The sequence below is a fragment of the Burkholderia sp. Bp8986 genome, from assembly GCF_003854225.1.
Classification (GTDB): domain Bacteria; phylum Pseudomonadota; class Gammaproteobacteria; order Burkholderiales; family Burkholderiaceae; genus Burkholderia.
Genome location: NZ_QTQM01000015.1, coordinates 24,103 through 49,721 on the forward strand (window position 1 = coordinate 24,103; position 25,619 = coordinate 49,721).

A 25,619-nucleotide genomic window follows, 5' to 3' on the forward strand; every position below is an offset into this window, starting at 1 on the left:
AATTAAGGTCCGCTCGCGCCACGACCGTCCACAATGAATCCTGTCCGCCTCCGCTTGCAGCTTCGTGCCGGCCGCGCTGCGAGCGCTCTGCGGCGCCGGCATCGGAGCGAAAGATGACTACCACCTGCAGTCACCTCGGCGAAGCGCGCGTCCTGCACACCGACAAGGACTACTGCGAGGAATGCGTGAAGTCCGGCAGCCGGTGGGTGCATCTGCGCCTGTGCCTGAGCTGCGGGCAAGTCGGTTGTTGCGACTCGTCGCCGAATCGCCACGCGAGCCGGCATTTCCACGAAACCGGCCATCCGCTCGCCCGTTCGATCGAGCCGGGCGAGCGCTGGGTATGGTGCTACGCGGACGAAGTCATGGCCGGCGAAATCGCGTCGTAGCGCATCGCGCGCCGGCATCCGGCACCCATTTCAACTGCGGGTAAACACCGCTCGATCGCGGCTTTGTCCTGCCGATCTTTTCTACTAGAATTTATCGAACGATAACTTATCGACTGATAAACACGAGGTGTCCCATGCCTGTATCCAGACTTGCGCACTACTCGATCCGCACGCTCGATCTCGAGAAATCGTGCCGGTTCTATGAACGCGTGCTCGGCTTCAAACGCGGCTATCGTCCGCCGTTCGACTTTCCCGGCGCATGGCTCTACAAGGGCGGCGACGAAGCCGATTACGGCACCGTGCACATCATCGGCGTCGATCCGTCCAATCCGGACGGCCTTGCCGCCTATCTCGGCGACAAGGCGCTGCCGGCCGCCGGCACCGGCACCGTCGACCACATCGCGTTCCTCGCGACCGGCGTCGAGGCGACGTGGCGCACGCTGCGCGCCGAGAACATCCCGTGGCGCGACCGCACGGTGCCGAGCCTCGGTCTGCACCAGGTCTTCATCGAGGATCCGTCCGGCGTGACGATCGAACTCAACTTCCCTGCCGCCGAGGTCGAGGGCCTCGCGCTTCCCGACGCGGCCGCATCGGCCGGCGCATCCACCGGAGACTGACATGAACAACATCACTGCAAGCAAACGCAAGGCCGCCATCGTCGGCGGTTCGCTGGGCGGGCTGTTCGCAGCCAACCTCCTGCTGCGCAACGGCTGGGACGTCGACGTGTACGAACGCGTGCCCGAGGCGCTGTCGGGCCGTGGTGCCGGCATCGTCACGCATCCGGAACTGTTCGACGTGATGCTCGCCGCGGGCGTGCGCATCGACGCGTCGATCGGCGTCAAGGTCGAGTCGCGCATCACGCTGTCGCAGGACGGAGCCGTGGAATCGGAACGGCGCTTGCCACAGACGCTCACCGCGTGGAGCAAGATGTACCACGTGCTGCGTGCTGCGCTGCCCGATCAGCACTATCACGCGGGCGCCGTCGTGACCGACGTCGCGGACGGGCCGGAGCACGCGTCTATCACGCTGTCCGATGGCTCGGTCGTGCATGCCGATCTCGTCATTGCCGCCGACGGGTTCCGCTCCGCGATTCGCGAGCGGCTGCTGCCGGACGCGCAGTTGCAATACGCGGGCTATGTCGCATGGCGCGGGCTGGTCGACGAAGCCGCGCTGTCGGAAGCGACCCACGCGAGCCTGTTCGACAAGTTCGCGTTCGGCTTGCCGCCGCACGAACAGATCCTCGGCTACCCGGTCGCCGGCCAGGGCAACAGCACGCAACCCGGCGAGCGCCGCTACAACTTCGTCTGGTATCGCGCGACGCGCGAAGACACCGACCTGCCGAACCTGCTGACCGACGAGACCGGCAAGCTGTGGGCCGGCGGCATTCCGCCGACGCTGATCCGGCGTGAGGTCCTCGCCGATCTCGAGGACGCGGCCGACGCGCTGCTCGCGCCGCAGTTCGCGGAAGTCGTCGCACGCGCGACGCAGCCGCTGTTCCAGCCGATCTACGACCTCGAAGTGCCGCGCATGGCGTTCGGCCGGATCGCGCTGCTCGGCGACGCCGCATTCGTCGCGCGGCCGCATTGCGGAATGGGCGTCACGAAGGCGGCCGGCGATGCGCTCGCGCTCGTCGCGTCGCTCGCCACGCGCGCCGACACGCTCGACGCGCTGTGCGAATACAGCGAGACGCGCACCGCCTTCGGCGTCGCGATCGTGCAGCACGCGCGCCATCTCGGCGCGTACATGCAGGCACAACTGAAGAACGACACCGAGCGCGCAATGGCCGAGCGCTATCGCACGCCGGAAGTCGTGATGCGGGAAACCGCGGTGCCGCCGCATTTCTGAGCCGCATTTCCGAGCCGGGCACGGGCGGGCGCCGCGCACGAGACGCGCGACGCCCGGCCGCGACATTCGATCCATCGAGGAGACACCGTGAACCACCCGCTTCCAGCCACCGCCGGCACCGCGCCCGCGCATGACTCGCCGGCGCAGGCCGCCCATCCGCTGCTGCGCGATGCCCGTTTTCGCACGCTCGTCAGGCGCAGAAGGCTGCTCGCCTGCTCGCTGACCGTCGTCATGCTCACCCTCTATTTCGCGTTCATCCTGACGCTCGCGTTTTCGCCGACGCTGCTCGGTCAGCCGATCGTGCCGGGCCGGCCGACGCCGTGGGGCATCCCGGTCGGCTTCGGCATGTTCGTCGTCACGTTCGCGCTCGTCGCGCTGTACGTATTCCAGGCCAATTCGGTCCACGACGCGCTCGTCGCGTCCCTTCGTCACGGAGACACGCCATGAAACGCCTGCTTCTCGCCGCGATCGCCGCCGCCGGCACGGCACCGGCGTTCGCGGCCGGCCCCGCGGCGATCGCACACGGGCACAACCCGGTCGCGATCGGCATGTTCCTGCTGTTCGTCGCGTCGACGCTCGTCATCACGCGCTGGGCCGCGCGCAAGAATCACAGCGTGGCCGACCACTATGCGGCCGGCGGCCGGATCACCGCGTTCCAGAACGGTTGGGCGATCGCCGGCGACTACATGTCCGCGGCATCCCTGCTCGGCATTTCCGCGCTGGTGTTCACGAGCGGCTACGACGGCCTGATCTATTCGGTCGGCTTTCTCGCGAGCTGGCCGATCATCCTGTTCCTGATCGCCGAGCCGCTGCGCAACCTCGGCAAGTACACGCTCGCCGACGTCGTGTCCTATCGCCTGCGGCAACGGCCGATCCGCGCGTTCGCGGCGTCGAGCTCGATCGTCATCGTGCTGCTGTATCTCGTGTCGCAGATGGTCGGCGCGGGCAAGCTCGTCGAGCTGCTGTTCGGTCTCGACTACACGGTCGCGGTGCTCGTCGTCGGCGTGCTGATGGTCGTCTACGTATTCTTCGGCGGGATGCTCGCAACCACCTGGATCCAGATCATCAAGGCCGTGCTGCTGCTCGCCGGCGCGGCGTTCATGGCGTTCATGGTGCTCGGCCGTTTCGGCTTCAGCCTCGACGCACTGTTCGCGCAGGCAGTCAGCGTGCATCCGAAGCATGCGGCGATCCTGCGTCCGGGCGGCCTGGTCTCCGATCCGGTCTCGGCCGTGTCGCTCGGCCTCGCGCTGATCTTCGGCACGGCGGGCCTGCCGCACATCCTGATGCGCTTCTTCACGGTCGGCGACGTCAAGGCTGCCCGCAAGAGCATCCTCCATGCGACCGGCATCGTCGGCGTCGGCTACGTGCTGATCGTGATCATCGGCTTCGGCACCATCGCGCTCGTCGCGCCGGACCCGCACTACCACGACGCGTCCGGCGCCGTGACGGGCGGCGCGAACATGGTGGCGATCCACCTCGCGCACGCGGTCGGCGGCAACGTGTTCCTCGGCTTCATCTGCGCGGTCGCGTTCTCGACCATCCTCGCCGTGGTCGCCGGACTCACGCTCGCGGGCTCGTCGGCGATCTCGCACGATCTCTACGCGAACGTGCTGCGCCGCGGACGCGCATCCGACCAGGAGGAAATGCGCGTGGCGCGCGCGACGACCGTCGTGCTCGGCGTGCTCGCGATCCTGCTCGGCATCGCGTTCGAGAAGCAGAACATCGCGTTCATCGTCAGCCTCACGTTCTCGATCGCGGCGAGCTCGAACTTTCCGGTGCTGCTGCTCTCGATCTACTGGCGCGGGCTCACGACGCGCGGCGCGGTGCTCGGCGGCCTACTCGGGCTCGCCACCGCCGTCACGCTCACGGTGCTGAGCCCGACCGTGTGGGTGACGGTGCTCGGTCATGCGCATGCGGTCTATCCGTACGAATACCCGGCACTGTTCTCGATGGCGGCGGCGTTCGCCGGTGTCGTCCTGTTCTCCGTCACCGATCGCTCGGCCCGCGCACGACACGAGCGTGCGCAGTTCGACACCCAGCTCGTCGCGTGCGAAATGGGCACCACAACGGGCATCACGCAACGCGGCTGAGCCGCACGATTCGAAGGGCCGACATCCTCATGAGACATCCCACGTTGACCTGCACCTGCTGCCCGTCGCCGGCCCGGCGACGCCTGCTCGGCACGTTCGCCGCGCTCGCCGGCACGGCCTTGGCCGGCCGTTCGGCACCGGCTGCCGCAACCGCGAGCACGCCGGCCGCATCGGCCACCGCGCCGCTGCAGCGGCCGCGCGCGATCGACATCCACGCGCACTACTACCCGAAAAGCTTCTGCAATCTGGTCGGCGGCGAAGGCAAGCGCTTCGGCGGGTCGTTCACGTGCGACGACGCGTCGTTCACGTTCCGCACGCCCGCCGGCGGCCTCGGCCCGCTGCCGATGAAGTTCATCGACGTCGATGCCCGGCTCAGGGACATGGATGCGTCCGGCGTCGACGTCCAGGCGCTGTCGCTCAGCGTGCCGATGGCGTACTGGGCCGACCGGCCGTTCAATGCGAAGCTCGCGCGCGACTGGAACTCGGCCGCGTCGCGCATCTACGAGCGGCATCCGACGCGCTTCGTCGTACTCGCGACGCTGCCGATGCTGAACGCGACCGACGCGATCGACGAACTCGAGCGCGCCGCGCAGTTGCCGGGCGTGCGCGGCGTGTACATGGGCACCAACATCGACAATCGCGATCTCGACGACCCGCTGTTCGCACCCGTCTTCGCGCGCATCGCGCAACTGAACCTGCCGGTGTTCCTGCATCCGCAGCAAACGGTCGGCGGCGCACGGCTCGGTGACTTCTATCTGAGCAACCTGCTCGGCAATCCGTTCGACACGGCGATCGCGGCCGCGCACCTGATCCTCGGTGGCGTGCTCGATCGCCATCCGGACCTGCACTTTACGCTGCCGCATGCCGGCGGCGCGTTGCCGATCGTCGCGGGGCGCCTCGACGCGGGCTGGACCGTGCGCCCCGAAACGCGCCGGCTCGCGCAGAAGCCCAGCAGCTATCTGCGGCGCTTCAGCTACGACACGGTGTCCCACTCCGGGCCCGTGCTGGACTTCCTGATCGCGAACGTCGGCATCGACCGGCTCGTGCTCGGCAGCGACTACTGCTTCGACATGGGTTACGAACAGCCGGTCCGTTTTCTCGACCGGCTCGACCTGAGCGCGGACCAGCGCGCGCTGATACTCGGCGGCAATGCGGGAAAGCTGCTGCGGATCTAGCGCGATCGGGCTGCCATGTCGCGCTCGCGCGACGACGCTTGCACGATCGGCGCAGCCCGCCGGTCGACATGCCATCATCCGGCGAGCCGTCGGCACCGCACGGCAAACGTCGCCGCGCAGCCGGGTCACCGTACCGCCATGCCGCCTTTCGAACAAGGAGTCACGCACGATGAAAATAGCCATTGCCGGCGGCTCGATCGCCGGTCTCGCGACCGCGCTGACGCTCGATTGCATCGGTCACGACGTGACGGTCTACGAGCGCTCGCCGTCCCCGCTGCGCGGCCAGGGCGGCGGCGTGGCCGTGCTGCGCCGGATGATGGCGTTTCTCGAACAGCATGGCCGTCATTGCCGGCAGATGATCAGCGTGCCGACGCGTCGGCGTCGCTGGATCGAGCGCGACGGCAGCGTCACGCGGGACGAACCCGAAATGCTGCCGTTCTCGTCGTGGGACGCCGTCTACCGGTCGCTGTGCGACACGCTGCCGCGCGGACGCATCCGCTATGGCCGCACGGTCAGCGGCTTCACGCAGGACGCGACTGGCGTCGACGTGCACCTGGGCGACGAACACGTTCGCGCGGACGTGCTGGTTGCGGCCGACGGGTCGGGCTCGACCCTGCGCACGCACCTGTTTCCCGGCCATGCGCCGTCATTCGCGGGCTACCTCGCGTGGCGCGGCATCGTCGACGAAGCCGGCTTCGAGCCCGCCGCGATCGCGCCGCTGGTCGAGAACATGACGCTTCACAAGGCGCCGGGCGAACTGTTCATGGCGTTCCTGATTCCGGCGCTCGACGGCTCGCTCGTGCCGGGCACGCGCCGCTTCAACTGGCTGTGGTATCGCAACGAAGCCGATCGCGCCGCGCTGCGCCGCCACCTGACCGACCGGAACGGCAACGTCCATCATGCGTCCGTGCACCCCGGCATGCTTGCCGACGAGACCGTTGCGTCGCTGCGGCAGCTGGCGCAAGAGCGCTTGCCGGCATCGCTGTCGCAGCTGGTGCTCGCGACACGCGCGCCATTCAACCAGGCGATCTTCGACGTGCTGAGCCCCGCCTTCGCCGACGGTCGCGTCGCACTGGTCGGCGATGCGGCCTGCACCGTGCGCCCGCATACGGCATCCGGCACATCGAAGGCGGCGGGCGATGCCGTGTCGCTCGCGCAAGCGCTGCCGGCCGACGTGTCCGATGTCGTCGAGCGGCTCGCGCAATGGTCGGCGCGGCGGCGCGAGGAAGTGACCGCGTTGCTCGAGAAAGGGCCGCAACTCGCCGCATCGTTCGGCCTCGGCTCGCCGCGCTGAGGTCATTGCATGATGTTCCGTGTTTCCTTTCTGCTTCGTTATCCTGACCTTGTGGCATCGGCGGCCGCGTTCTTCGACGGAACCCGCCCGGTTGATGCCGCACGGCGCGGCCATTGCTGCGCCGGCCTGTTTTGCCACGCGCATCATTCGACCCGCGCACGGCTGCAAGAAAGTGGTCGCCGCCTGCCGGGACGAAGGTGGGCGACTTCACGTTCGTGCTGCTCGCGCCGGCGCTGGCGCCGCTCGCGCGCAAGTCACGGCCGGCGTGTGCGCGTGCGCCGCCCGTCACCGTTCAGAACGATTCAGCGCGGCTTCAGGAATTGCCGCCGACGCGAGCGTAGACTGCCTCCATCAATCGCCGCGCGGCCTCTGGCCCGCGCGCCCCACCCCAGGAGTGACGACATGATTGCCGCCGCGAATCGCTGCGGCCGGACAGGCCTCGCATGGCCGGATCGATCGGCGATGCCGCATCGCCATCCGGCGGCCCCGGCTGCGACATCCACCGCCGGCACGCGCTGTCCAGGCCGCGCACACCGGCCCGCGCGCTACGCCACACCGGTGCGCGCCGCAGCGGGCAACCGGCCTGGCCGGCGTCCGTTCCCGTGCCACGCCGATTGCATGACGCCGGATGAACCGGTTCGCGCGGAGTACGCATGAAGCACAAACGACTCTGGTTCGGCGCGGCGGTTGTCGCGGTCGTCGGTCTCGCGGTCGCGATCGGCATCATGGTCCGGCCGTCGATCGCGCCGGTCGATCCGCCCGCGCGCACGTCTTTCGATCCGCAGCTCGTGCGCGCGGGCGCACGCGTCGTCGCGCTCGGCGACTGCGTCGTGTGCCACACCGCGAAGGACGGCAAGCCGTTCGCCGGCGGCCTGCCGCTCGCGACGCCGTTCGGCACGATCTACGCGACCAACATCACGCCGGATGCCGACACGGGCATCGGCCGCTGGTCGCAGGCCGCGTTCGCGCGGGCGCTGCGCAGCGGCATCGCCCGCGACGGCCATCCGCTCTACCCGGCGTTTCCGTACATCCATTTCACGCGGATGTCCGACCAGGACATCGAGGCCGCATACGCGTACCTGATGACGCGCGAACCGGTGCAGACGAAGACGCCGGCGAACGACCTGATCTTCCCGCTCAACTTCCGGCCGCTGGTCGCGCTCTGGAACGTGCTGTTCCTGCGCGAGGGCGCGTACCAGCCCGATCCGTCGCAATCCGCGCAATGGAATCGCGGCAAGATGCTCGTCGACGGCCTCGGGCACTGCGCGTCCTGCCATTCGCCGCTGAACGCGATCGGCGGCGAACAGGCCGGCAAGGCGTTCGACGGCGGCATCGTCGACGGCTGGGACGCGCCGCCGCTCAACACGCTCGGCAACGCGGCCCGGCCGTGGACGCAAGCGCAACTGGTCACGTACCTGCGCACCGGCCGCGCGAGCGAGCACGGCGCGGCTGCCGGACCGATGCTGCCGGTCACGCGCGATCTCGCGACGGTGCCGGCGGAAGACGTCGAGGCGATCGCCGCGTACATCCTGTCCATCCAGAAGCCGGCCGCCGCGCGTCCCGCAACGACGGCCGCTGCGGAACACGGCCCGACGACGCCGGCCGCGCAGCGCGGCGCGGTGCTGTTCCAGGCGTCGTGCGCGCAGTGTCACGGGCCGGCCTCGCCGATGCAGTCGATCGGGGAGCGGCCGACGCTCGCGTTCAGCACGGCCATCCATGCCGACACGCCGCGCAACGCGATCCAGATGATGTTCAACGGCATCGGCTGGCATGGCGAGGACACGCTGAACTACATGCCGTCGTACCTCGACCAGTACGACGACGCGCAGATCGCGGATCTCGCCGCCTACCTGCGCGAGACGTATTCCGATCGCCCCGCATGGAGCGGCATCGACACCCTAGCCGCGAAGCTCAGAAAGGAGGACCGCGCACCATGATCGCCCTCACCGTGAATGGCGTGCGGCACACGCTCGACATCGACCCGTCGACGCCGCTGCTGTACGCGCTGCGCAACGACCTGCACCTGCACGGCGCGAAATTCGGCTGCGGCCTCGGGCAATGCGGCGCATGTACCGTGATCGTCGACGACAAGCCGATGTTCTCGTGCCTGATTCCGGTCGCCGCGCTCGGCGAGCGCCGCGTCAGAACCGTCGAAAGCCTCGGCACGGCCGACCATCCGGGCAAGCTTCAACAGGCGTTCATCGACCACCAGGCGGCGCAGTGCGGCTACTGCATCGCGGGCATGATCATGCGCGCGCAGGCGCTGCTCGAACGCAACCCGAAACCGACCGAACGCGAGCTGCGCACCCACATGGAACCGAACCTGTGCCGTTGCGGCACCCACATGCGGATCCTGGCCGCCGTGCGCCAGGTCGCGGGCCTGCCGGAGCCGGAACCGTCCGCCGCGCCGGTCATGATCAGCAAGGGAATCTGATGAACGCACCCGACGACATCGACGAAGGCCGCCGGCACTTCATGGTCTCCGGCGCGCTCTTCGTCGCGTTCAGCCTCGCGCCGGCCGCGCGCGCGGCCGCCGAAGTCGTGATCGCGGACGAAGGCGCCGCCGTCCACGTCGCCAAGGCCACCGAAACGCTGGCCGGCAGCCTCAAGACCAACCCGCTGCTCGACGCGTGGATCAAGATCGCGCCCGACGGCAAGGTCACCGTGTTTACCGGCAAGGTCGAGCTCGGCACCGGCGTGCGCACCGCGTTGCTGCAGGTAGCCGCCGAGGAGCTGAACATGAAGCCCTCGCTGATCACGTTCCTGACCGCCGACACCGGCGCGTCGCCGGACGAGGGCCTGACGGCCGGCAGCCACACGATGGCGGACAGCGGCTCCGCGCTGCTGAACGCCGCCGCGCAGGTGCGCGGGCTGCTGGTCGACGGCGCGGCGAAGCAGTTCGGCGTCGATCCGCGCACGCTCACCGTCGCCGATGCCGTCATCAAGGCGCCGGACGGCCGCACGATGCGCTACGGCGACGCGGTGCGCACCGTCGACCTGCACCGCAACGCGACGCCGACCTCGCCGCTGAAGCCCCCGGCCACGTTCACCGTGATCGGCACGTCGCTGCCGCGCGTCGACATCCCGAACAAGGTCACGGGCGGCGTCAGCTACGTGCAGGACATGGAACTGCCGGGCATGCTGCACGCGCGCGTCGTGATGCCGCCGGTGTACGACGCGGCACTGCAGTCGTTCGACGAAGCCGCGATCCTGAAGATGCCGGGCGTCGTGCGGATCGTGCGCAACGGCAGCATGCTCGCGGTCGTCGCGCACGGCGAATGGCAGGCGGTCGTCGCGCAGCGCGCGCTGGCCGCAAGCTGCCGCTGGTCCGGCGGCCGCGCGCTGCCCGATCGCGCGACGGTCCACGCGGAGCTCAAGCGGATCGCGACCCAGCGCATCGAAATCGCCAACACGCATGCGCCCACCGCGCCTGCGACGAAGACGCTGTCCGCCACGTTCCTGAAGAACTACCTGCTGCACGGCTCGATCGGGCCGTCGTGTTCGGTCGCGCATCTCGAGAACGGCACGCTGACGGTGTGGACCCACTCGCAGGGCGTGTACCCGCTGCGCGACGCCCTTGCCGAGATGCTGTCGCTGCCGAAGGCGAGCGTGCGCTGCATTCACACCGAGGGTTCCGGCTGCTACGGGCACAACGGCGCGGACGATGCGGCTGCGCATGCGGCGCTGATCGCGGCGGCGATGCCCGGCAAGCCGATCCGCGTGCAATGGATGCGCGAGCAGGAACATACGTGGGACCACTTCACGCCGGCGATGGTCACCGAGCTCAGCGCGTCGCTCGACGCGGGCGGTCGCATCGTCGACTGGAACTATGCGCTATGGAGCAGTTCGCACAACGAGCGCATCGTCAACGCCGGCCGGCTGCTGCCCGCGCGGATGCTCGAGCCGCCGTTCGTGTCCGCGCCGTCGACGCCGATGCTGCAGCCCGAGGGCGGCGGCGATCGCAACGCGATCCCGCTCTACGCGCTGCCCAACATGCACATCGTCAACAACTTCTCGCCGACGATGCCGCTGCAGACTTCCGCGATGCGCTCGCTCGGCGCGCACACCAACGTGTGGGCCATCGAGAGCTTCATGGACGAGCTCGCGCACGCGGCCGGCGTCGATCCGGTCGAATTCCGCCTGCGCCACATGCAGGACCCTCGCGCGCGGCAGGTGATCCAGCTCGCCGCGGCCCGGTTCGGCTGGCCGCGGCCGCCGCGCGCGCGCAATCGCGGCGTCGGCTTCGCGTTCGGCAAGTACAAGAACCTGATGGCCTACGTCGCGATCGCGATCGAGATCACGGTCGAGCCGGAGACGGGCCACGTGACGCTCGATCGCGCGGAAGTCGCGGTCGACGCCGGCCAGGTCGTGTCGCCGGACGGCATCCGCAACCAGATCGAGGGCGGCATCGTGCAGGCCGCCAGCTGGACACTGTACGAGGCGCTGAAATACGATACGCAGCGCATTCGCAGTTTCGACTGGAGCAGCTATCCGATCCTGCGGTTCGGCTCGGCCCCGCAAAGCATCAAGGTGCATCTGATCAATCGCCCCGGTGCGCCGTTCCTCGGCGCGGCCGAGGCGTCGATGGGGCCGACCGCGGGCGCGCTGGCCAACGCGATCTTCGACGCGACCGGCCAGCGCATGCGCGAAATGCCGTTCGCCGGCGATTCGCTCAGGAAACGGATCGACGCATAGCCGCACCTCACAACCGACCGCGCCGGCACGGACCGGCGCCGGCAACCCGACAGGCTGGAGATTTCTGAACGATGGATACCTTGCTTTCGATGCGCGTGTTCACGCGCATCGTCGAGACGGGCAGCTTCACGCGCGCGTCGGACACCACCGGGCTCACGACGCCGCGCGTGTCCGCGCTGCTGAGCACGCTCGAACAGCATCTCGGCTGCCGGCTGCTGAACCGCACGACGCGACGCATCTCGCTGACCGAGGACGGGCAGGCCTATTACGAACGCTGCGTCGGCGTGCTGCGCGAGATCGACGACATGGAAGCGGCCGTCTCGCAGGCGCGCAACGTGCCGCGCGGCCGCCTGAAGGTGAACCTGCCGCCGGCGATGGCGAAACAGATCATGGTGCCCGCGCTGCCCGAATTCCTCGCCGCCCATCCGGGCATCTCGGTCGAACTCGGCGTGACGGACCGGCAGATCGACCTCGTCGGCGAAGGGGTCGATTGCGTCGTGCGCATCGGCGCGCTCGACGACTCGGGGCTGGTCGCGAAACGGATCGGCAGCCTCACCACCTGCACCTGCGCGGCCCCCGCGTATCTCGAGCGCTGCGGCGCACCCGATACGGTGGACGACCTCGCGCAGCACATCGCGGTCAGCCACATGTCGGCCGATACGGGCCGGCCGCGGCCGTGGGACTACGTCGTCGACGGCGAGACGCGCATCATCCAGATGTGCGGCACGGTCGCGGTCAACGACGCCGACACCTACATCGCATGCGGCGTCGCGGGAATCGGCCTGATCAAGACCTCGCTGTACCTGGTCGAGCCGTACCTGAAATCGGGACGCCTGCGCGAGGTGCTGACCGATTTCAACACGCCGCCGCGGCCGATCTCGATCCTGTATCCGCCCAACCGGCACACGCCCGTCAAGCTCAAGGTCTTCGTCGACTGGCTCGCCGGCCTGTTCGCGCAGATCCCGACGCTGCAGGGCCAGCGAGGCTGAAGGCCGCCCGCATCGCGCAGCGCATGAATCAAGTGATTTAAGGCGGCGTTTTAGGACAATTCAGCCCGCGCGATCCAGACTGGTTTCATGGGCTTCGCGATCCGCGATATCCGCGCCGGAGGCCCGCGACGAGAGGCCATCATGAAGATCGCGATCGCCGGCGGCTCCATCGCGGGCCTGGCTGCCGCCGTCACGCTGAATTGCATCGGCCGCGAGGCCGCCGTCCACGAACGTCGCGACCGGCCGTCGCCCGCTCAGGGCGGCGCGGTCGCGGTACTGCGCCGCCTGACCACCTTTCCCGACACGCACGGCGAACCGTTGCGCGGCCATCTGGCCGCCCCCGGGCGTCCGCCTGCGCGCTCGCGTCGGCCAGGCTCGCCGCCACCGGCGTCCACCTGCGCGCCCGCCGCGGCCGGGCTCGCCGTCACCGGCATGCGGTTCGCGGCCGATCCCTGCCGCGGCGGACGCGCATGACGCCGCCCGCGATCCGCCCCCTTTGCGCGCCGCGCAATGCTCGATTGCGCGGCGGCCGTATTCCCTTGTTATCGATCGATCAATAATCTTGACGGCAATGCGGCGGCTTCCGTTTCGCCGCGACCCACACCGCATCATCCGCCCGACGACCGGGCACCCGACATCTCTTTCGAAGGAGTCGACCATGTCAGCAGAATCCACCCCGCTCGCGCCCCAGGGGCACGCGGCCAAGCTCACGCAGGGCCTCATCCTGCTGTTCGCGTTCAGTTGCGGCGCGATCGTCGCGAACCTGTACTACGCGCAGCCGATCACCGAACTCATCGCGCCGAGCCTGCACATGTCCGGTGCGACCGCGAGCCTCATCGTGTCGCTGACGCAGATCGGCTACGCGCTCGGCCTGTTCTTCATCGTGCCGCTCGGCGACCTGCTCGAGAACCGCAAGCTGATGATCACGACCGCCGTCGTGTCGATCGCGAGCCTCGCGGCGGCGGCGATGGTGCATACGCCCGGGCCGTTCCTCGCGATCTCGCTGCTGATCGGCTTCAGCTCGGTCGCCGTGCAGATCCTGGTGCCGCTCGCCGCGCACCTCGCGCCCGATCATTCGCGCGGCCGCGTGGTCGGCACGATCATGAGCGGGCTGCTGCTCGGCATCCTGCTCGCGCGCCCGCTGTCGAGCGTGGTGGCCGACGCGTTCGGCTGGCGCTTCGTGTTCGCCGCCGCCGCCGTGCTGATGACGCTCGTGACGGCCGTGCTCGCGCTGACGATCCCGTCGCGCCAGCCCGATCACCGCGCGACCTATTTCGAACTGATCGGCTCGCTGCTGCATCTGGTCCGCACGATGCCGGTGCTGCGCCATCGCGCGTTCTACCAGGGCCTGATGTTCGCGTCGTTCAGCCTGTTCTGGACCGCCGTGCCGGTCGAGCTCACGCGTCACTACGGCCTGTCGCAATCGGCCATCGGCCTGTTCGCGCTGGTTGGCGCGATCGGCGCGACGTCGGCGCCCGTCGCCGGCCGCCTCGCGGATGCCGGGCACACGGTGCGGGCAACGCTGATCGCGCTGGTCGCCGGCGCACTGTCGTATGCGGTTGCACTGGTCCACGGCGCCGGGCTGTACGGCCTCGTCGTCACGGGCATCGTGCTCGACTTCGCGGTGCAGATGAACATGGTGCTCGGCCAGCGCGAGATCTACGCGCTGCATGCGGCGAGCCGCAACCGCCTGAACGCGCTGTACATGACCAGCATCTTCGTCGGCGGCGCCGTCGGCTCCGCGCTCGCGAGCCCGCTGTACGAGCATGGCGGCTGGCCGCTCGTCGCGGCCGTCGCCGGCGCGTTCCCGATCGTCGCGCTCGCCCACTACCTCGTGATCGGGCGGCCGCACGCGCAACGCCACGCCCAGGCTTGAACCGGCGCCGGCACCGGTTCACGCGCGAACGCCGCTCGGGTCGCTCACGCCATTGGAACGCTGCCGGCACGTCACCTCCGACTTTCCGCAGGGCCCGCCGCGACACCGGCCACGGCCGCACGATCCGCGGCGCCGCCCTGCTCCACGCAAAAGGAATTCATCATGTCTACCCTGCTCGGTAACTACGATCTGCGCGGCCTGCCGCTTCCCAACCGTATCGTGATGGGGCCGATGACGCGTTCTCGCGCGCCTTCGCGCGGCCAGCCGACCGCGCTCATGGCCGAGTACTACGCCCAGCGCGCATCCGCCGGCCTGATCGTGACCGAGGCGACCAACGTCAGCCCGGCCTCCGCGGCATTCGAACTGACGCCCGGGCTCGTCACCGACGAGCAGGCGGCCGGCTGGAAACAAGTCACCGACGCAGTTCATGCGAACGGCGGGCGCATCTTCGCGCAGCTCTGGCACGGCGGCCGGGTCAGCTCGCTGACGCTGCTCGGCGGCGAAGCGCCGCTGTCGCCGTCCGGCGTCAACGACGATCTCGAACAGCTGCAGGTGTGGGCGCAGTTGCAGAACGGCTACTACACGAAGATTCATGCGACGCCGTCGCGCGCGATGACGACCGACGAGGTCGCCGCGACGGTCGAGGAATTCCGCCAGGCGGCGCTGCGCGCGAAGGCGGCCGGCTTCGACGGCGTCGAGATTCACGCGGCCAACGGCTACCTGCCGCACCAGTTCCTGTCGTCGACGCTGAACCGCCGCGACGACCGCTACGGCGGCTCGGTCGCGAACCGCGCGCGCTTTCTCGAGGAAATCGTCGACGCGGTCGGCGGCGTGATGCCGCTCGACCGGGTGGGCGTGCGCATCTCGCCGTACGCGAAGTACAACAACGTGCGCGACGCGGATCCGGATGCGACGTACGCCTACGTCGGGCGCATGCTCGACGAAGCCGGCGTCGCCTATGTACACGCGGCGGACACCAACGGCTGGAGCGGCGAACCCGACCTGCCGCGCATCGTCGCGAACACGCGCAACGCGTACCGCGGCACGCTGATCGTCAACGGCGGCATCGCGCCGGAGGCCGCGAATGCGCTGATCGATGCGGGTGATGCCGATCTCGTCGCGTTCGCGCGCGCCTACATCGCGAACCCCGATCTCGTCGAGCGCATCGCGGCGAAGGCGCCGCTCGCCGCGCCGAAGCCGGTCGGCTGGTATGGCGGCGACCGCGCGGGTTATGTCGACTACGCGCGTCATGACGCGGCGGGCGCGAACGTTTGAACGTTTGAACGTTTGGGCGCTTGGGCGCTTGGACGCTTGGACGCATGGACGTCTGAGCGCCTGAGCACCCAGGCACCCAGGCACCGCAACAGCGGCCAAGCTGCCGCCGCGGCAAGCTCGCGCCGCCGGCTCCGGAACGAAGCCGTCAAACGTCCTTCCAGCGCGCACCCAGCACGCGCCCGCAGAAATTCGGCCGCTGAAAATCCGGGTCGGCACGCTCGAGCACATCGGCGCTCCACGTGCCGAACGTCGACGCCGGCCGGTGCGCGACGCCACGTGCGACCGCATCGAGGAACGCGTCGCCGAACCCGTCTTCGCGCGGATATGCGGCGAGCAGCGCCCGACGCTCGTCCGCCGAATACGCGTCGAAGCCGCTCGCCATCAGGTCCGCCGCCACAGCCTCGGCCAGCGCGCACGCCAGCGGCGAGACGCGCGCCGCCACACCGGGCGTCGTATGCAGCGCGATCGCGCGCCACACGTCGTCGCGCTGGCGCTGCGACGTGTGATGCCGCAGCAGGAACGCGTGCGCGGCATCGGCACTGTCGACCTCGTAGCGCGCGCTCGAGCGGCAATAGGCGGGGCTCAGTCCCATGTTCGCGTACATCGCGGCCACGTACAGTGCATCGGCATCGAGCGTCTCGCCGGCACGGCGCGCGGCAAGCGACGCCAGGACGAACACCCGGCATGCGTGACCGGTCAGCACCGGCGGCAACGATGCACACGCCGCTTCGGCCGCTTCGATCGCCATCGGCGTCCGCGGAATGCGAACGCCGGCGACTTCGTCATCGGCGGGTGCGCACGTCGGCGCTCCACTCATCTCGTCTCCTTCTGCCCCGCGCCGGGGCGGAAAATTGTCTGTTCATCGGGCCGCACGCGCCGGCCCGCCGACCTGCCGCCTACGAGGCGACGCCGGGATAACCGAATGCTTCGCACTGCTCGACGACTTCCCGCACAGCCACCTGCAGGCGCCGCGCGAAACGCACCGCTGGGCCGCGCACGGCACCGGCGTCCGCGCGGGCGGCATCCGCGCTGCCGCCGCCCGCCGCGCGCAGCGACGCCGCCGCCGCGGGACGACGCCGGCCGAAACCGCCGAATTCGACCACCGGCGACCACGCGGGGCTGACCGGCAACGGCGGGGGCGCCAGCGGCGCGAACTCGTCGTCCGCATGCACGACCTTGCCGCCGACGACGGTCAGCACCGAGGAGAGCGTCTTGATCTGCGCCTCGTCGATCGTGAAGTAGTCGTCCGTCAGCACGGCGAAATCCGCGTACTGGCCGGGCACCAGCGCGCCCTTGCGATCGTCTTCGTTCGAAAACCACGCGCTGCCGACCGTATAGCGGCGCAGCGCTTCCATCCGGCCGAGCCGGTTCCATTCGGGATAAAGCGCCGTGCCGCCGACGGTGCGCCCGGACACCATCCAGTACAGCGACAGGAACGGGTTGTAGCTCGCGATGCGCGTCGCATCGGTACCCGCGCCGACCGGCAGCCCGGCCGCCAGCATCGCGCGGATCGGCGGCGTGCGCGCGGCCGCTTCCGCGCCGTAGCGCGCGATGAAGTACTCGCCCTGGAACGCCATCCGGTGCTGGACCGTCACGCCGCCGCCGAGCGCGGCGATGCGCGCGATGTTCGCATCCGAGATCGTCTCGCAATGATCGAAGAACCAGCGCAGCCCGTCGAACGGCAGCTCGCGGTTCACGGCTTCCAGCACGTTCAGGAAGCGGCCGATCGATTCGTCGTAGGTCGCGTGCAGTCGGAACGGCCAGCGGTGCCGCACCAGCAGCCGGACCACGGCGGCCAGTTCCGCCTCGAGTGCGTCGGGCAGGTCGGGGCGTGGTTCGAGAAAATTGCCGAAATCGGCTGCGGAATACACCAGCAGTTCGCCGGCGCCGTTCATCCGCAGGAACGCGTCGCCGTCGCCGGGCTTGGCCAGCGTCACCCACCGCGCGTAGTCGTCGAGCTCGCGCCCCGCCTGCTGCACGAACAGGCTGTACGCGATGCGCACCGTCAGTTCGCCGCGCTTCGCGAGCGCCATGACCGCCGCGTAGTCGTCCGGATAGGCCTGGAAATCGCCACCCGCGTCGATCGTGCTCGTCACGCCGAAACGGTTCAGTTCGCGCATGAAATGCCGCGTCGAATTGATCTGGTCGTCGTGGCCGAGCTTCGGCGCGCGCTCGAGCACCGCATGCAGGATGCCCATGTCGGGGCGCGCGATCAGCATGCCGGTCGGCCGGCCGAGGCGATCGCGCTGGATCTCGCCGCCGGGCGGATCGGACGTGTCGCGGCCGTAGCCGATCGCGCGCAGCGCGGCCGCGTTCAGCAGCGCGCTGTCGCCCAGGTGCAGGATGAAGACCGGCGTGTCGGGCGCGATCGCGTTGAGCTCGGCCACCGTCGGCCCGCGCTTTTCCGCGAACTGGAATTCGGTCCAGCCGCCGACCACGCGCACCCAGTGCGGCGCGGGCGTGCGCAGCACCTGGCGGCGCAGCATGCCGAGCGCGTCGGCCAGCGTCGGCACGCCGTCCCAGCGCAGCTCGAGGTTGAAGTTCAGGCCGCCGCGGATCATGTGCAGGTGCGAATCGTTCAGCCCCGGGATCACGGTGCGGCCGTTCAGGTCGATGCGCGGCGTGCCGTCGCGCGCATGGCGCAGCACGTCGCGGCCGCTGCCGCTCGCGAGGATCCGGCCGTCCTTCACCGCGAGCGCGGTCACGAACGACTGCCGCGCGTCCTGCGTCGCGATCTTGCCGTTGTAGACGATGAGGTCCGCCGCTTCGGCGAATGCCGTCGTGTCGAGCACCGTCAGCCCCCCCTGCTCGCGCCGAACGCCGGCATGCGGCCGCACGCGGCATGCACCCGGTTTGACGATACACCGACCATCCCTTCCCCCTTGAACATTGCACGATCAGGCCGCCGCGCCGCGGCGCGCGGACGCGACGGCGCCCGGCGCGGGCCCGGCACGCCGTTACGCCGCCGACTGCATCGCATCCGCCGCCTCGCGTCGCCTGCGCGTCAGGCCCGTCGGCGCAGCCGTCTCCGGGCGAACGAAGTTCTGCAGGCGCGCCAGGCGGCGCACGTCGAACGCCCGCGATTGCGGGTCGACATGCCCCGACAGGTCGGCCACCAGCGACGACGCCTGCGCGGTGCGCCCGCGCTCGATCAGGTGATCGGCCAGATCCAGCGTGGCGCGCAGCGCCCACATCGCGGCACCCTGGCCGTTCGCCGCATGAATCGCCATCAGCAGATGACGGTGCCCGTCGGCTTCGCACGCGATCGCGAGATCCGGGTCGGCGGTGCGGGCCTGTTCGAGCGTCGCCAGCCCCCTCGCGCGCAGCAGTTCCGGCACGAACAGATGCTCGCCGTGCGCGCGGCAGCGCGCGAGCGTCGCGTCGAGCTTCGTGCACGCGTCGGCCGCGCGGCCCGTGCGCGTCAACCCTTCCGCGTAGGCGACGACCAGCGGCGCGAGCAGGCGCCGGAAGCCGCTCGCTTCGATGCGCCGCAGCGCGGGCTCGAGCCGCGCGAGCCCGGCGCCGGGATGGCCGGCCTGCATGTCGAACTGCCCGGCGAGACACTCGGCATGGCTGCGCCAGATGTCGAAGCCGTGCGCATCGGCGGTCGAGCGCAGCGTCTCCAGATAATCGGAAATCGCGTCATGATCGCCGTAGGACAACGCCATCGGCACGGCCGCGGCGCCGAGCACGACGCACAATGCCGGCGCCGAGCCGCTGCGGCGCGCGCATTCGACCGCCTGCGCGGCCAGCCGCATCGCATATTCCGCATCGCCCTGCAGCCAGACGAGCCGCGTCAGCATCGTCCGGCCGAGCGTCGCGACGTCGATGCCCAGCGCCGCCTGAGCACAGGGCGGCTCGCCGGCGACGGCCAGCTCGGCCGTCGCCGCCTCCAGCCGCTCGCGCGCCTGCGCATGCTCGCCGAAGTAATGCAGCGAGGTCGCGACCATCGCGTCCGCCAGCAGCCGCTGCGGCCGGTCGCCGCGCCGCTCCGCGGCCCGCTCGAAGCGCGTCGCGTAGCGCAGCGATTCATGAATGTCGGAGCGCGTCAGCATCGTGTTCCACAGCCCGACCAGCGCGCGCGCGTCGAACGCCTCGTCGCCGATCCGGCCGGCGAGACCGAGCGTCCTGTCCCACGTCGCGGCGGCCGTGTGCGTATCGCCGTCGGTATGCAGCAGCGCCGCCGCGTAGGCCGCGCGCAGGCGCATCTCGCGTGCCGCGTCGACGGCGCCGTGGGCGCCGGCATCGAGCGCGTCGAGCGCGCGCCTCGCCGGGATCGAACTTTCGCGCATGCGCGCCGGTTCGAGCAACGCATGCGCCAGCGCGTCGATTTCCGCGGCCGGCGGCCCGGCCACCGCGAGTTCGCGCAGCGGCGCGATGCCCGCGCCGGCACCCAGGCTGGCCGCATGCGCGGCCTGGGCCTGGGCCGCCATCGCGGCATCCGCCTGCTCGCGTTCGTAGCGCGCATGACGTGCGGCGACCGTGTCGAACTCGCCTTCGTTGTGCAGTTTTTCGAGCGCGTACGCGCGGGTCGATTCGGTCAGTCGGTAGCGCGCCTGCGCGCCGTTGAACTCGACGGTCACCAGCGACTTCGCGACCAGCTCGCCGAGCAGCGCGATCATTTCGGCGGACGGCATGCCCGGGTCCATCGCGACATCACGCGCGGCATCGAACGTAAACGGGCCGACGAAGCAGGCCATCCGGCGAAACAGCGACCGCGCGGCCGCATCCAGCAGCACGTAGCTCCAGTCGAACGTGGCGCGCAGCGTCTGGTGGCGCGGCAACGCCGAGCGCAGCCCGCCCGTCAGCAGGTTCAGCCGGTCGTCGAGACGCGCCGCGACGACCTCGAGCCCGAGCGTCGCGACCCGCGCGGCGGCCAGCTCGATCGCGAGCGGCAGCCCGTCGAGGCGCCGGCAGATGTCGCCGATCAGCCGCATGCCGGCCGCATCGACCGCGCAATCGGGCGTGGCCGCGCGAATCCGCGCGAGGAACAGCTCGACGGCCGAATGGCGCGCGATCTCGTCGACGCCGGCATCGGCGTCCGGCACCGCCAGCGGACTCACGCGAAACACGGCCTCGACCGAGATATGCAACGGCTCGCGGCTCGTCACGAGCACGCGCAGCGGCGCGGCGTGCGACGTCAGCGTTTCGACGAGGTCGGCCGCCAGGTCGACGACGTGCTCCGCGTTGTCGAGCACGAGCAGGCCGCGCGACGCGGCGAAGGCCTCGCCGATCCGTTCGACGGCCGGCACGCCATCCGCGTCGAGCCCGAGTTCCGCGCCGATCGCGCGCAGCACGTCGTCGCGCGTCGCCGCGCGCGCCAGTTCCACGAACAGCACGCGCTCGCCGGCGCGGCCGCGCAGTTCATGCGCGACGCGCTCGGCCAGGCTCGTCTTGCCGATGCCGCCCGCGCCCACCAGCGTGACGACCGATGCCCGCTCGAGCATGTCGACGATCTGCCCGATCTCGGTCTGACGCCCGACGAGCGGCGCCGGATGGGGTGCCGCGGCCGCCTCGGGCTCAACCTCGGGCGCAACCTCGGATGCGCGCGGCGCCACCGCGTGCGCGACCGGCGGATGCGCGATCAGCAGGTAGCCGCGGCCCGGCACCGTCTTGATCAGGTCGCGGTTCGGGCCCAGCGCCTTGCGCAACGTCGCGACGTGCACCTGCAGCCGGTTCTCCTCGACGATCAGGCCCGGCCACACCGCGTCCATGATGTCGTCCTTCGATACGAGGGAGCCGTTCGCGCGATGCAGTACTTCCAGTATGTCGAGCGCACGCGCGCCGATACGCAACGACGCACCGTGGTCGCGTATGTCGCGCTGCTCGAAATCCACCGACAAATTCCCGATCTGGATCATGGCCGCCTCCAGGTTCCCCACGATGACCGCCATGTGAACACGCGGTTCACCGGGGCGGGAGTCCGCGCCCGGCTGCACGGCAGGCGGGCGCAAAGTCTCAAAAAGTGGCCCGAGTCTAAACGCCATATCAATAAAAATCTTGAACGAAAATGCACTGGCGCCCGCCGCCTCGGCCCGCGGCGGATACGCGGGCCGCGCGGATATAAATGGGGCGATATCGTTCGACCTGTCGCTTCCGCCAGCAGGTCGAGCGTCGGCGCCGGCGCTCGGCCGGACGGCGATTTTTTCGTCAGCAAGCGGACATTTATTCAAGTTATGCTGAGCCGGATGTGTGTGCCGTATAAACTTGCACGTAAAACTGCTCGTATGCCGTACCCCATTGAAGGACGTTCCGTCATGTCAGATCCTTTCGCCGCAGTGCCCGCGGCGGTGCCGAAAGATACGCTCGGATGCGTGTCGAGCCTGTTGTCCAAGGATATCGACCGGTCGGTCGGCGGCCTGACGCTCCACCGCAAATGCATGCGCGACGAACACTTCGAGCGCATCGAGATGGCCGCCAGCGATCGCGGCTTCCTGATCGGCGTGTCGCTGAACGGCGGCCACCGGCGCACGATCTATGGCGGCGCCGGCAAATCCGAGCGGCGGTTCCAGCACGACTCGATCTACATTCGCGACTTTTCCCGGAATTTCCGCGCCGACCTGTACGGCAAGTTCGATTTCGTGCTGATCGAGCTGTCGCATAGCTATCTTGACCGCCTCGGCCGCGAACACGACGGCACGGCGATCGGCGGCCTGACCTGCGCGCCCGACGTGCAGGACCCGGTGCTCGGCCATCTCGCGCACGCGGTCGCCGACAGCCTCGACGTGCCGGGCGCGCTGAACACGCTGTTCGTCGAGCAGATGGGAGTCGCGATCGGCGCGCATCTCGCCAGCCGCTACGGCAACGCGCGTGCGCGCGACCTGCAGCACAAGGGCCTGCTGTCGCCGGCCAAGACGGCACTCGCGAAGGAACTGCTGATGGAAAAGGCGAACCTCGGCGTATCGATCGAGGAAGTCGCGAGCGAATGCGATCTGTCGCGCGGCTATTTCATCCGCGCGTTCTCGCGCACGACGGGGCGCACGCCGCATCAGTGGCTGCTCGAGCAGCGCGTGATCCGGGCCCGCCAGCTGATCGAGACGACCGACATGACGCTTGCGGAAATCGCGGCCGTCTGCGGTTTCGCCGACCAGAGCCACCTGAACCGCATCTTCGCGCGCATCGTCGGCCATCCGCCCGGCGCATGGCGGCGCGGCATGACGCGCTGACACCGTCGCGCACGTCATCCGGTCAGCGCAGCGGCGTCGCGTCGTAGTTGACCGGTACCCAGTCGTACCGCTCCCCGTCCCTGCGCAAGTGCCCGAGCCCGGGAAACGCGATGTGCGCGGCGCCGACCAGATAGCGCCGACCGGCCACGCGCCGGAGCACGTCGCGCCGCGTGCGGCGCGCCGCATCGGCATCGCTGTCGTACTGGACGGTCGCATCCGGATCCTGCAACTGGATCGCCGCGACGTGCACGATGTCGCCCCATGCGAGCAACCCGGCGTCGCCGCTCTCGATCAGATAGGCCGTATGGCCCGGCGTATGGCCGGGCATCGGCACCGCGCGGACGCCGGGCGCGAGCGTCGCTTCGCCACGAAACGTCCTGAAACGGCCGGCCGCGACATACGGCGCGACCGACGCGGCCGCCGCATCGAAAAACGACGCCAGGAACGCCGGCGCCTGCGCCTTGTGGTCCGGGTCGAGCCAGTAATTCGCCTCGATCTCGTTCACCCGGACGACCGCGTTCGGAAAGGTCATCCGCCCGTCCGTCACGATGCCGCCGACATGATCCTTGTGCAGGTGCGTGAGCAGCACCTCGTCGATCTGCGCGGGCGCGTAGCCTGCCGCTCGCAGGTTGCCGAGCAGCTTTCCGCAGCAGTCGCCGTACAGCACGCCGGCGCCCGTATCGACCAGAATCCGCCGCGATCCCGTGTCGACCAGGAACGCATTGATCGACCCTTGTACCGGCGGCTCGAGAAAGGCGCGGTCGAGATCGCGCCGGATCTCGTCCTTCGACACATCGCGAAAAACCGTATCGACCGGAAACGGATGCGTGCCGTCGGACAGCGCGACGATCGTCAGGTCGCCGAGCTTCTGCCGGTAGAAGCCCGGCGGCTGAGTGCCGTCGCCCGGCTCGGCGGCGAACGCGGCCGATGCGAGAAGGCCGACGCACCATGCGACGAGCAGCATGGCGCCCGCGCGCAGCGCATGCATGCGCCGGTTGAGCCTGTTCATGTCCGATTTCCCCGGTTGCGTATCGACGTCGCGCGGCGCCTGCCGGTCCGGCAAGCGACATCCGCACGACGTCGAGCGTACCGGCCGCCCGCGCAATAATCCTGAGCCGGACATGAAACGTTCTGAAAACCGGGGCGCGACGGCCCCGGCGGCGGCAGGTCAGGCGGCCGCGTGATGCGCGGCGAGCAACGCCTCGAGAAACACGGCGGCCGGTTGCGCGCCGCTGATGACGGTGGATCCGATGCGCGTCGACGGCACCGATGCGATGCCTGCGCGCACCGCGTCGGCCTCGAGCGCGATCACCGCGTCGAGTCCCTCGCCGGACGCGAGGAACGCCCGCACCGCGTCGCCCGGCAAGCCGGCGCCGGCCGCGATCTCCACGAGCATGTCCGCATCGCCGATGTCGCGGCCGTCGCGGAAGTACGCGGCGAACAATGCATCGACGAGCGCGGCCGCACTGCCGCGCTGCTGCGCGAACCAGACGAGCCGGTGCGCGAGCCGGGTGTTCGGCGTACGCGCGATCCGCGCGTGATCGAACACCAGGCCCGCCGCGCGGCCGGCCTCGGCCACCTGCGCGTCGAGTGCCTGCGAGCGCGCCCAGCTGCCGAATTTCGCGCTGCGGTATGCCTTGCGATCGATGCCTGCGGCCGGCATCGCCGGGTTCAGTTCGAACGGCACGAACCTGACCTTCACGTCACCGGTCAGTCCCGCTGCGTCGATCGCCTCCGCGAGCCTGCGCTCGGCGATCCAGCACCACGGGCAGATGAGGTCGTAGGTGACCGTGACTTCGACGGAATTCATTGCGCTCTCCTGTTGATTGCAGTTTCAACGATAGCGCTTGCCGGCCGGCGCTAGAATGCGAACGGCGCGCAACGGATCGTTGCGGCATGCACAAAGGCGACGACATGGACAAATTCTCCGCGCTGCGCGCGTTCGTGGAAGTGGCGGAAGCCGGCGGCTTCTCGAGCGCGGGACGCCGTCTCGACCTCGCGGCCTCGTCGGTCGTGCGCGCGGTGGATGCGCTCGAGGCATCGCTCGGCACCGCGCTGCTGAACCGCACGACGCGCCAGGTCACGCTGTCCGATGCCGGCTCCATGTACTACGCGCGCGCGAAGCGGCTGCTCGAGGAACTCGCGGAAGCGGACGCGCTCGTCTCCGATCGCGGCGACGAGCCGTCCGGGCCGCTGCGCGTGTCGGTGCCGGTCGCGTACGGCGTGCGACGCATCGCGCCGCATGTCGCGGCCTTCCTCGCGCGCCATCCGAAACTCGATCTCGACCTGCAGCTCACCGACGAACGCGTCGATCTCGTCGCCGGCCGGATCGACGTCGCGATCCGGCTCGGCGAAGCGGCGCCTTCCGCGGAGGTCGTCGCACGGCAGCTCGCGACGTTCCAGCGCTATGTCGTCGCGAGCCACGACTATCTCGACGCGCACGGCACGCCGGCAACGCCGGGCGAACTGGTCGATCACGCGTGCGTGCGCTTTCACTTCGGCGGCGACCAGCAGGCGTGGTCGTTCGCCGATGCGCACGGCACGACGCGGGTGCTGGTCGCCGGGCGCCTGAAATCGAATCACAGTGAAGTGTTGCGCGAGGCCGTGCTCGACGGCGCCGGCATCGCGCTGCTGCCCGACTGGCTCGTCGATGCCGATGTCCAGTCGGGCCGCCTGCGCAGGCTGTTCGAAACGTACGACGTCACGCCCGATGCGGCGCGCTCGGTCGTGACCGCGCTGTACCTGCCGAATCAGCGCGGCTCGAAGCGCGTCACCGCGTTCATCGATTTCGTCGAGGCGCTCGCACGCGCGCAGCCGTGAGCCGCGCG

At 69.6% G+C, this 25,619-nt stretch carries 21 protein-coding genes; 16 read left to right on the top strand and 5 right to left on the bottom strand.

Annotated elements, in window-relative coordinates; all coding sequences use genetic code 11:
* The first annotated feature begins 113 nt into the window (after positions 1 to 113).
* The 14 genes from DID99_RS15765 (at position 114) to DID99_RS15830 (ending at position 15,625) form a co-directional block, all read left to right on the top strand.
* On the top strand, positions 114 to 386 hold the full coding sequence (locus tag DID99_RS15765; RefSeq protein WP_124521100.1) for a ubiquitin carboxyl-terminal hydrolase 14: 273 nt from the start codon (positions 114 to 116) through the stop codon (positions 384 to 386).
* Between the two features lie 134 nt (positions 387 to 520).
* Complete coding sequence (locus DID99_RS15770; protein WP_124529611.1) at positions 521 to 1,003, top strand: VOC family protein; 483 nt, start codon at positions 521 to 523, stop codon at positions 1,001 to 1,003.
* A gap of 1 nt (position 1,004) precedes the next feature.
* Positions 1,005 to 2,231 carry an FAD binding domain-containing protein gene (locus tag DID99_RS15775; protein ID WP_124488020.1) on the top strand — a complete coding sequence of 409 codons (1,227 nt, stop codon included), beginning with the start codon at positions 1,005 to 1,007 and terminating at the stop codon, positions 2,229 to 2,231.
* 87 nt (positions 2,232 to 2,318) lie between these two features.
* A complete protein-coding gene (locus tag DID99_RS15780) occupies positions 2,319 to 2,678 on the top strand; it encodes a DUF485 domain-containing protein (protein WP_124667116.1) in 360 nt (119 codons plus the stop codon).
* Positions 2,675 to 4,321, top strand: a complete 1,647-nt coding sequence (gene actP / locus DID99_RS15785; protein WP_124521108.1) for a cation/acetate symporter ActP — start codon at positions 2,675 to 2,677, stop codon at positions 4,319 to 4,321. Before DID99_RS15780 ends, actP begins: the two co-directional genes overlap by 4 nt.
* 29 nt (positions 4,322 to 4,350) lie before the next feature.
* Positions 4,351 to 5,496, top strand: a complete 1,146-nt coding sequence (locus DID99_RS15790) for an amidohydrolase family protein (protein ID WP_124667117.1) — start codon at positions 4,351 to 4,353, stop codon at positions 5,494 to 5,496.
* 169 nt (positions 5,497 to 5,665) lie between these two features.
* The gene (locus tag DID99_RS15795; protein WP_124667118.1) at positions 5,666 to 6,790 is read left to right on the top strand and encodes an FAD-dependent monooxygenase; all 1,125 of its coding nucleotides are present in this window, start codon (positions 5,666 to 5,668) and stop codon (positions 6,788 to 6,790) included.
* A 653-nt stretch (positions 6,791 to 7,443) separates the two neighbouring features.
* On the top strand, positions 7,444 to 8,727 hold the full coding sequence (locus DID99_RS15800) for a cytochrome c (protein WP_124667119.1): 1,284 nt from the start codon (positions 7,444 to 7,446) through the stop codon (positions 8,725 to 8,727).
* Positions 8,724 to 9,224, top strand: coding sequence for a (2Fe-2S)-binding protein (locus DID99_RS15805; RefSeq protein WP_044847105.1), 501 nt, complete (start codon positions 8,724 to 8,726; stop codon positions 9,222 to 9,224). Before DID99_RS15800 ends, DID99_RS15805 begins: the two co-directional genes overlap by 4 nt.
* Positions 9,224 to 11,485: a molybdopterin cofactor-binding domain-containing protein gene (locus DID99_RS15810; protein WP_124667120.1), complete on the top strand. Its 2,262-nt coding sequence runs from the start codon at positions 9,224 to 9,226 to the stop codon at positions 11,483 to 11,485. The genes DID99_RS15805 and DID99_RS15810 overlap by 1 nt, the downstream gene beginning before the upstream one ends.
* A 71-nt stretch (positions 11,486 to 11,556) precedes the next feature.
* A complete protein-coding gene (locus DID99_RS15815; RefSeq protein WP_044847103.1) occupies positions 11,557 to 12,474 on the top strand; it encodes a LysR family transcriptional regulator in 918 nt (305 codons plus the stop codon).
* Positions 12,475 to 12,615: 141 nt separating this feature from the next.
* A complete protein-coding gene (locus tag DID99_RS15820) occupies positions 12,616 to 12,948 on the top strand; it encodes a hypothetical protein (protein WP_124488027.1) in 333 nt (110 codons plus the stop codon).
* A 184-nt stretch (positions 12,949 to 13,132) separates the two neighbouring features.
* Positions 13,133 to 14,350: an MFS transporter gene (locus tag DID99_RS15825; RefSeq protein WP_124667121.1), complete on the top strand. Its 1,218-nt coding sequence runs from the start codon at positions 13,133 to 13,135 to the stop codon at positions 14,348 to 14,350.
* Between the two features lie 162 nt (positions 14,351 to 14,512).
* Complete coding sequence (locus DID99_RS15830) at positions 14,513 to 15,625, top strand: alkene reductase (RefSeq protein WP_124667122.1); 1,113 nt, start codon at positions 14,513 to 14,515, stop codon at positions 15,623 to 15,625.
* 145 nt (positions 15,626 to 15,770) lie between these two features.
* Here the strand turns inward: DID99_RS15830 and DID99_RS15835 are convergent, their stop codons facing one another.
* From DID99_RS15835 to DID99_RS15845, 3 genes are all read right to left on the bottom strand, one after another.
* The gene (locus DID99_RS15835) at positions 15,771 to 16,442 is read right to left on the bottom strand and encodes a phosphohydrolase (protein WP_124667123.1); all 672 of its coding nucleotides are present in this window, start codon (positions 16,440 to 16,442) and stop codon (positions 15,771 to 15,773) included.
* 79 nt (positions 16,443 to 16,521) lie between these two features.
* Positions 16,522 to 18,417: an amidohydrolase gene (locus tag DID99_RS15840; RefSeq protein WP_124667161.1), complete on the bottom strand. Its 1,896-nt coding sequence runs from the start codon at positions 18,415 to 18,417 to the stop codon at positions 16,522 to 16,524.
* A gap of 165 nt (positions 18,418 to 18,582) precedes the next feature.
* Positions 18,583 to 21,486, bottom strand: a complete 2,904-nt coding sequence (locus tag DID99_RS15845; protein WP_124667162.1) for a winged helix-turn-helix domain-containing protein — start codon at positions 21,484 to 21,486, stop codon at positions 18,583 to 18,585.
* A 396-nt stretch (positions 21,487 to 21,882) separates the two neighbouring features.
* Here DID99_RS15845 and DID99_RS15850 point away from each other — a divergent pair, with 396 nt between their 5' ends.
* The gene (locus DID99_RS15850) at positions 21,883 to 22,791 is read left to right on the top strand and encodes an AraC family transcriptional regulator (protein WP_124667124.1); all 909 of its coding nucleotides are present in this window, start codon (positions 21,883 to 21,885) and stop codon (positions 22,789 to 22,791) included.
* 22 nt (positions 22,792 to 22,813) lie between these two features.
* On the opposite strand, the gene DID99_RS15855 is transcribed toward DID99_RS15850, so the two are convergent.
* Both DID99_RS15855 and DID99_RS15860 read right to left on the bottom strand, forming a co-directional pair.
* A complete protein-coding gene (locus DID99_RS15855) occupies positions 22,814 to 23,755 on the bottom strand; it encodes an MBL fold metallo-hydrolase (protein ID WP_124667163.1) in 942 nt (313 codons plus the stop codon).
* A gap of 204 nt (positions 23,756 to 23,959) precedes the next feature.
* Complete coding sequence (locus DID99_RS15860) at positions 23,960 to 24,601, bottom strand: DsbA family oxidoreductase (protein WP_124529635.1); 642 nt, start codon at positions 24,599 to 24,601, stop codon at positions 23,960 to 23,962.
* 104 nt (positions 24,602 to 24,705) lie between these two features.
* On the opposite strand from DID99_RS15860, the gene DID99_RS15865 reads away from it, so the two are divergent.
* A complete protein-coding gene (locus tag DID99_RS15865) occupies positions 24,706 to 25,611 on the top strand; it encodes a LysR family transcriptional regulator (protein ID WP_124521131.1) in 906 nt (301 codons plus the stop codon).
* Positions 25,612 to 25,619: the final 8 nt, after the last annotated feature.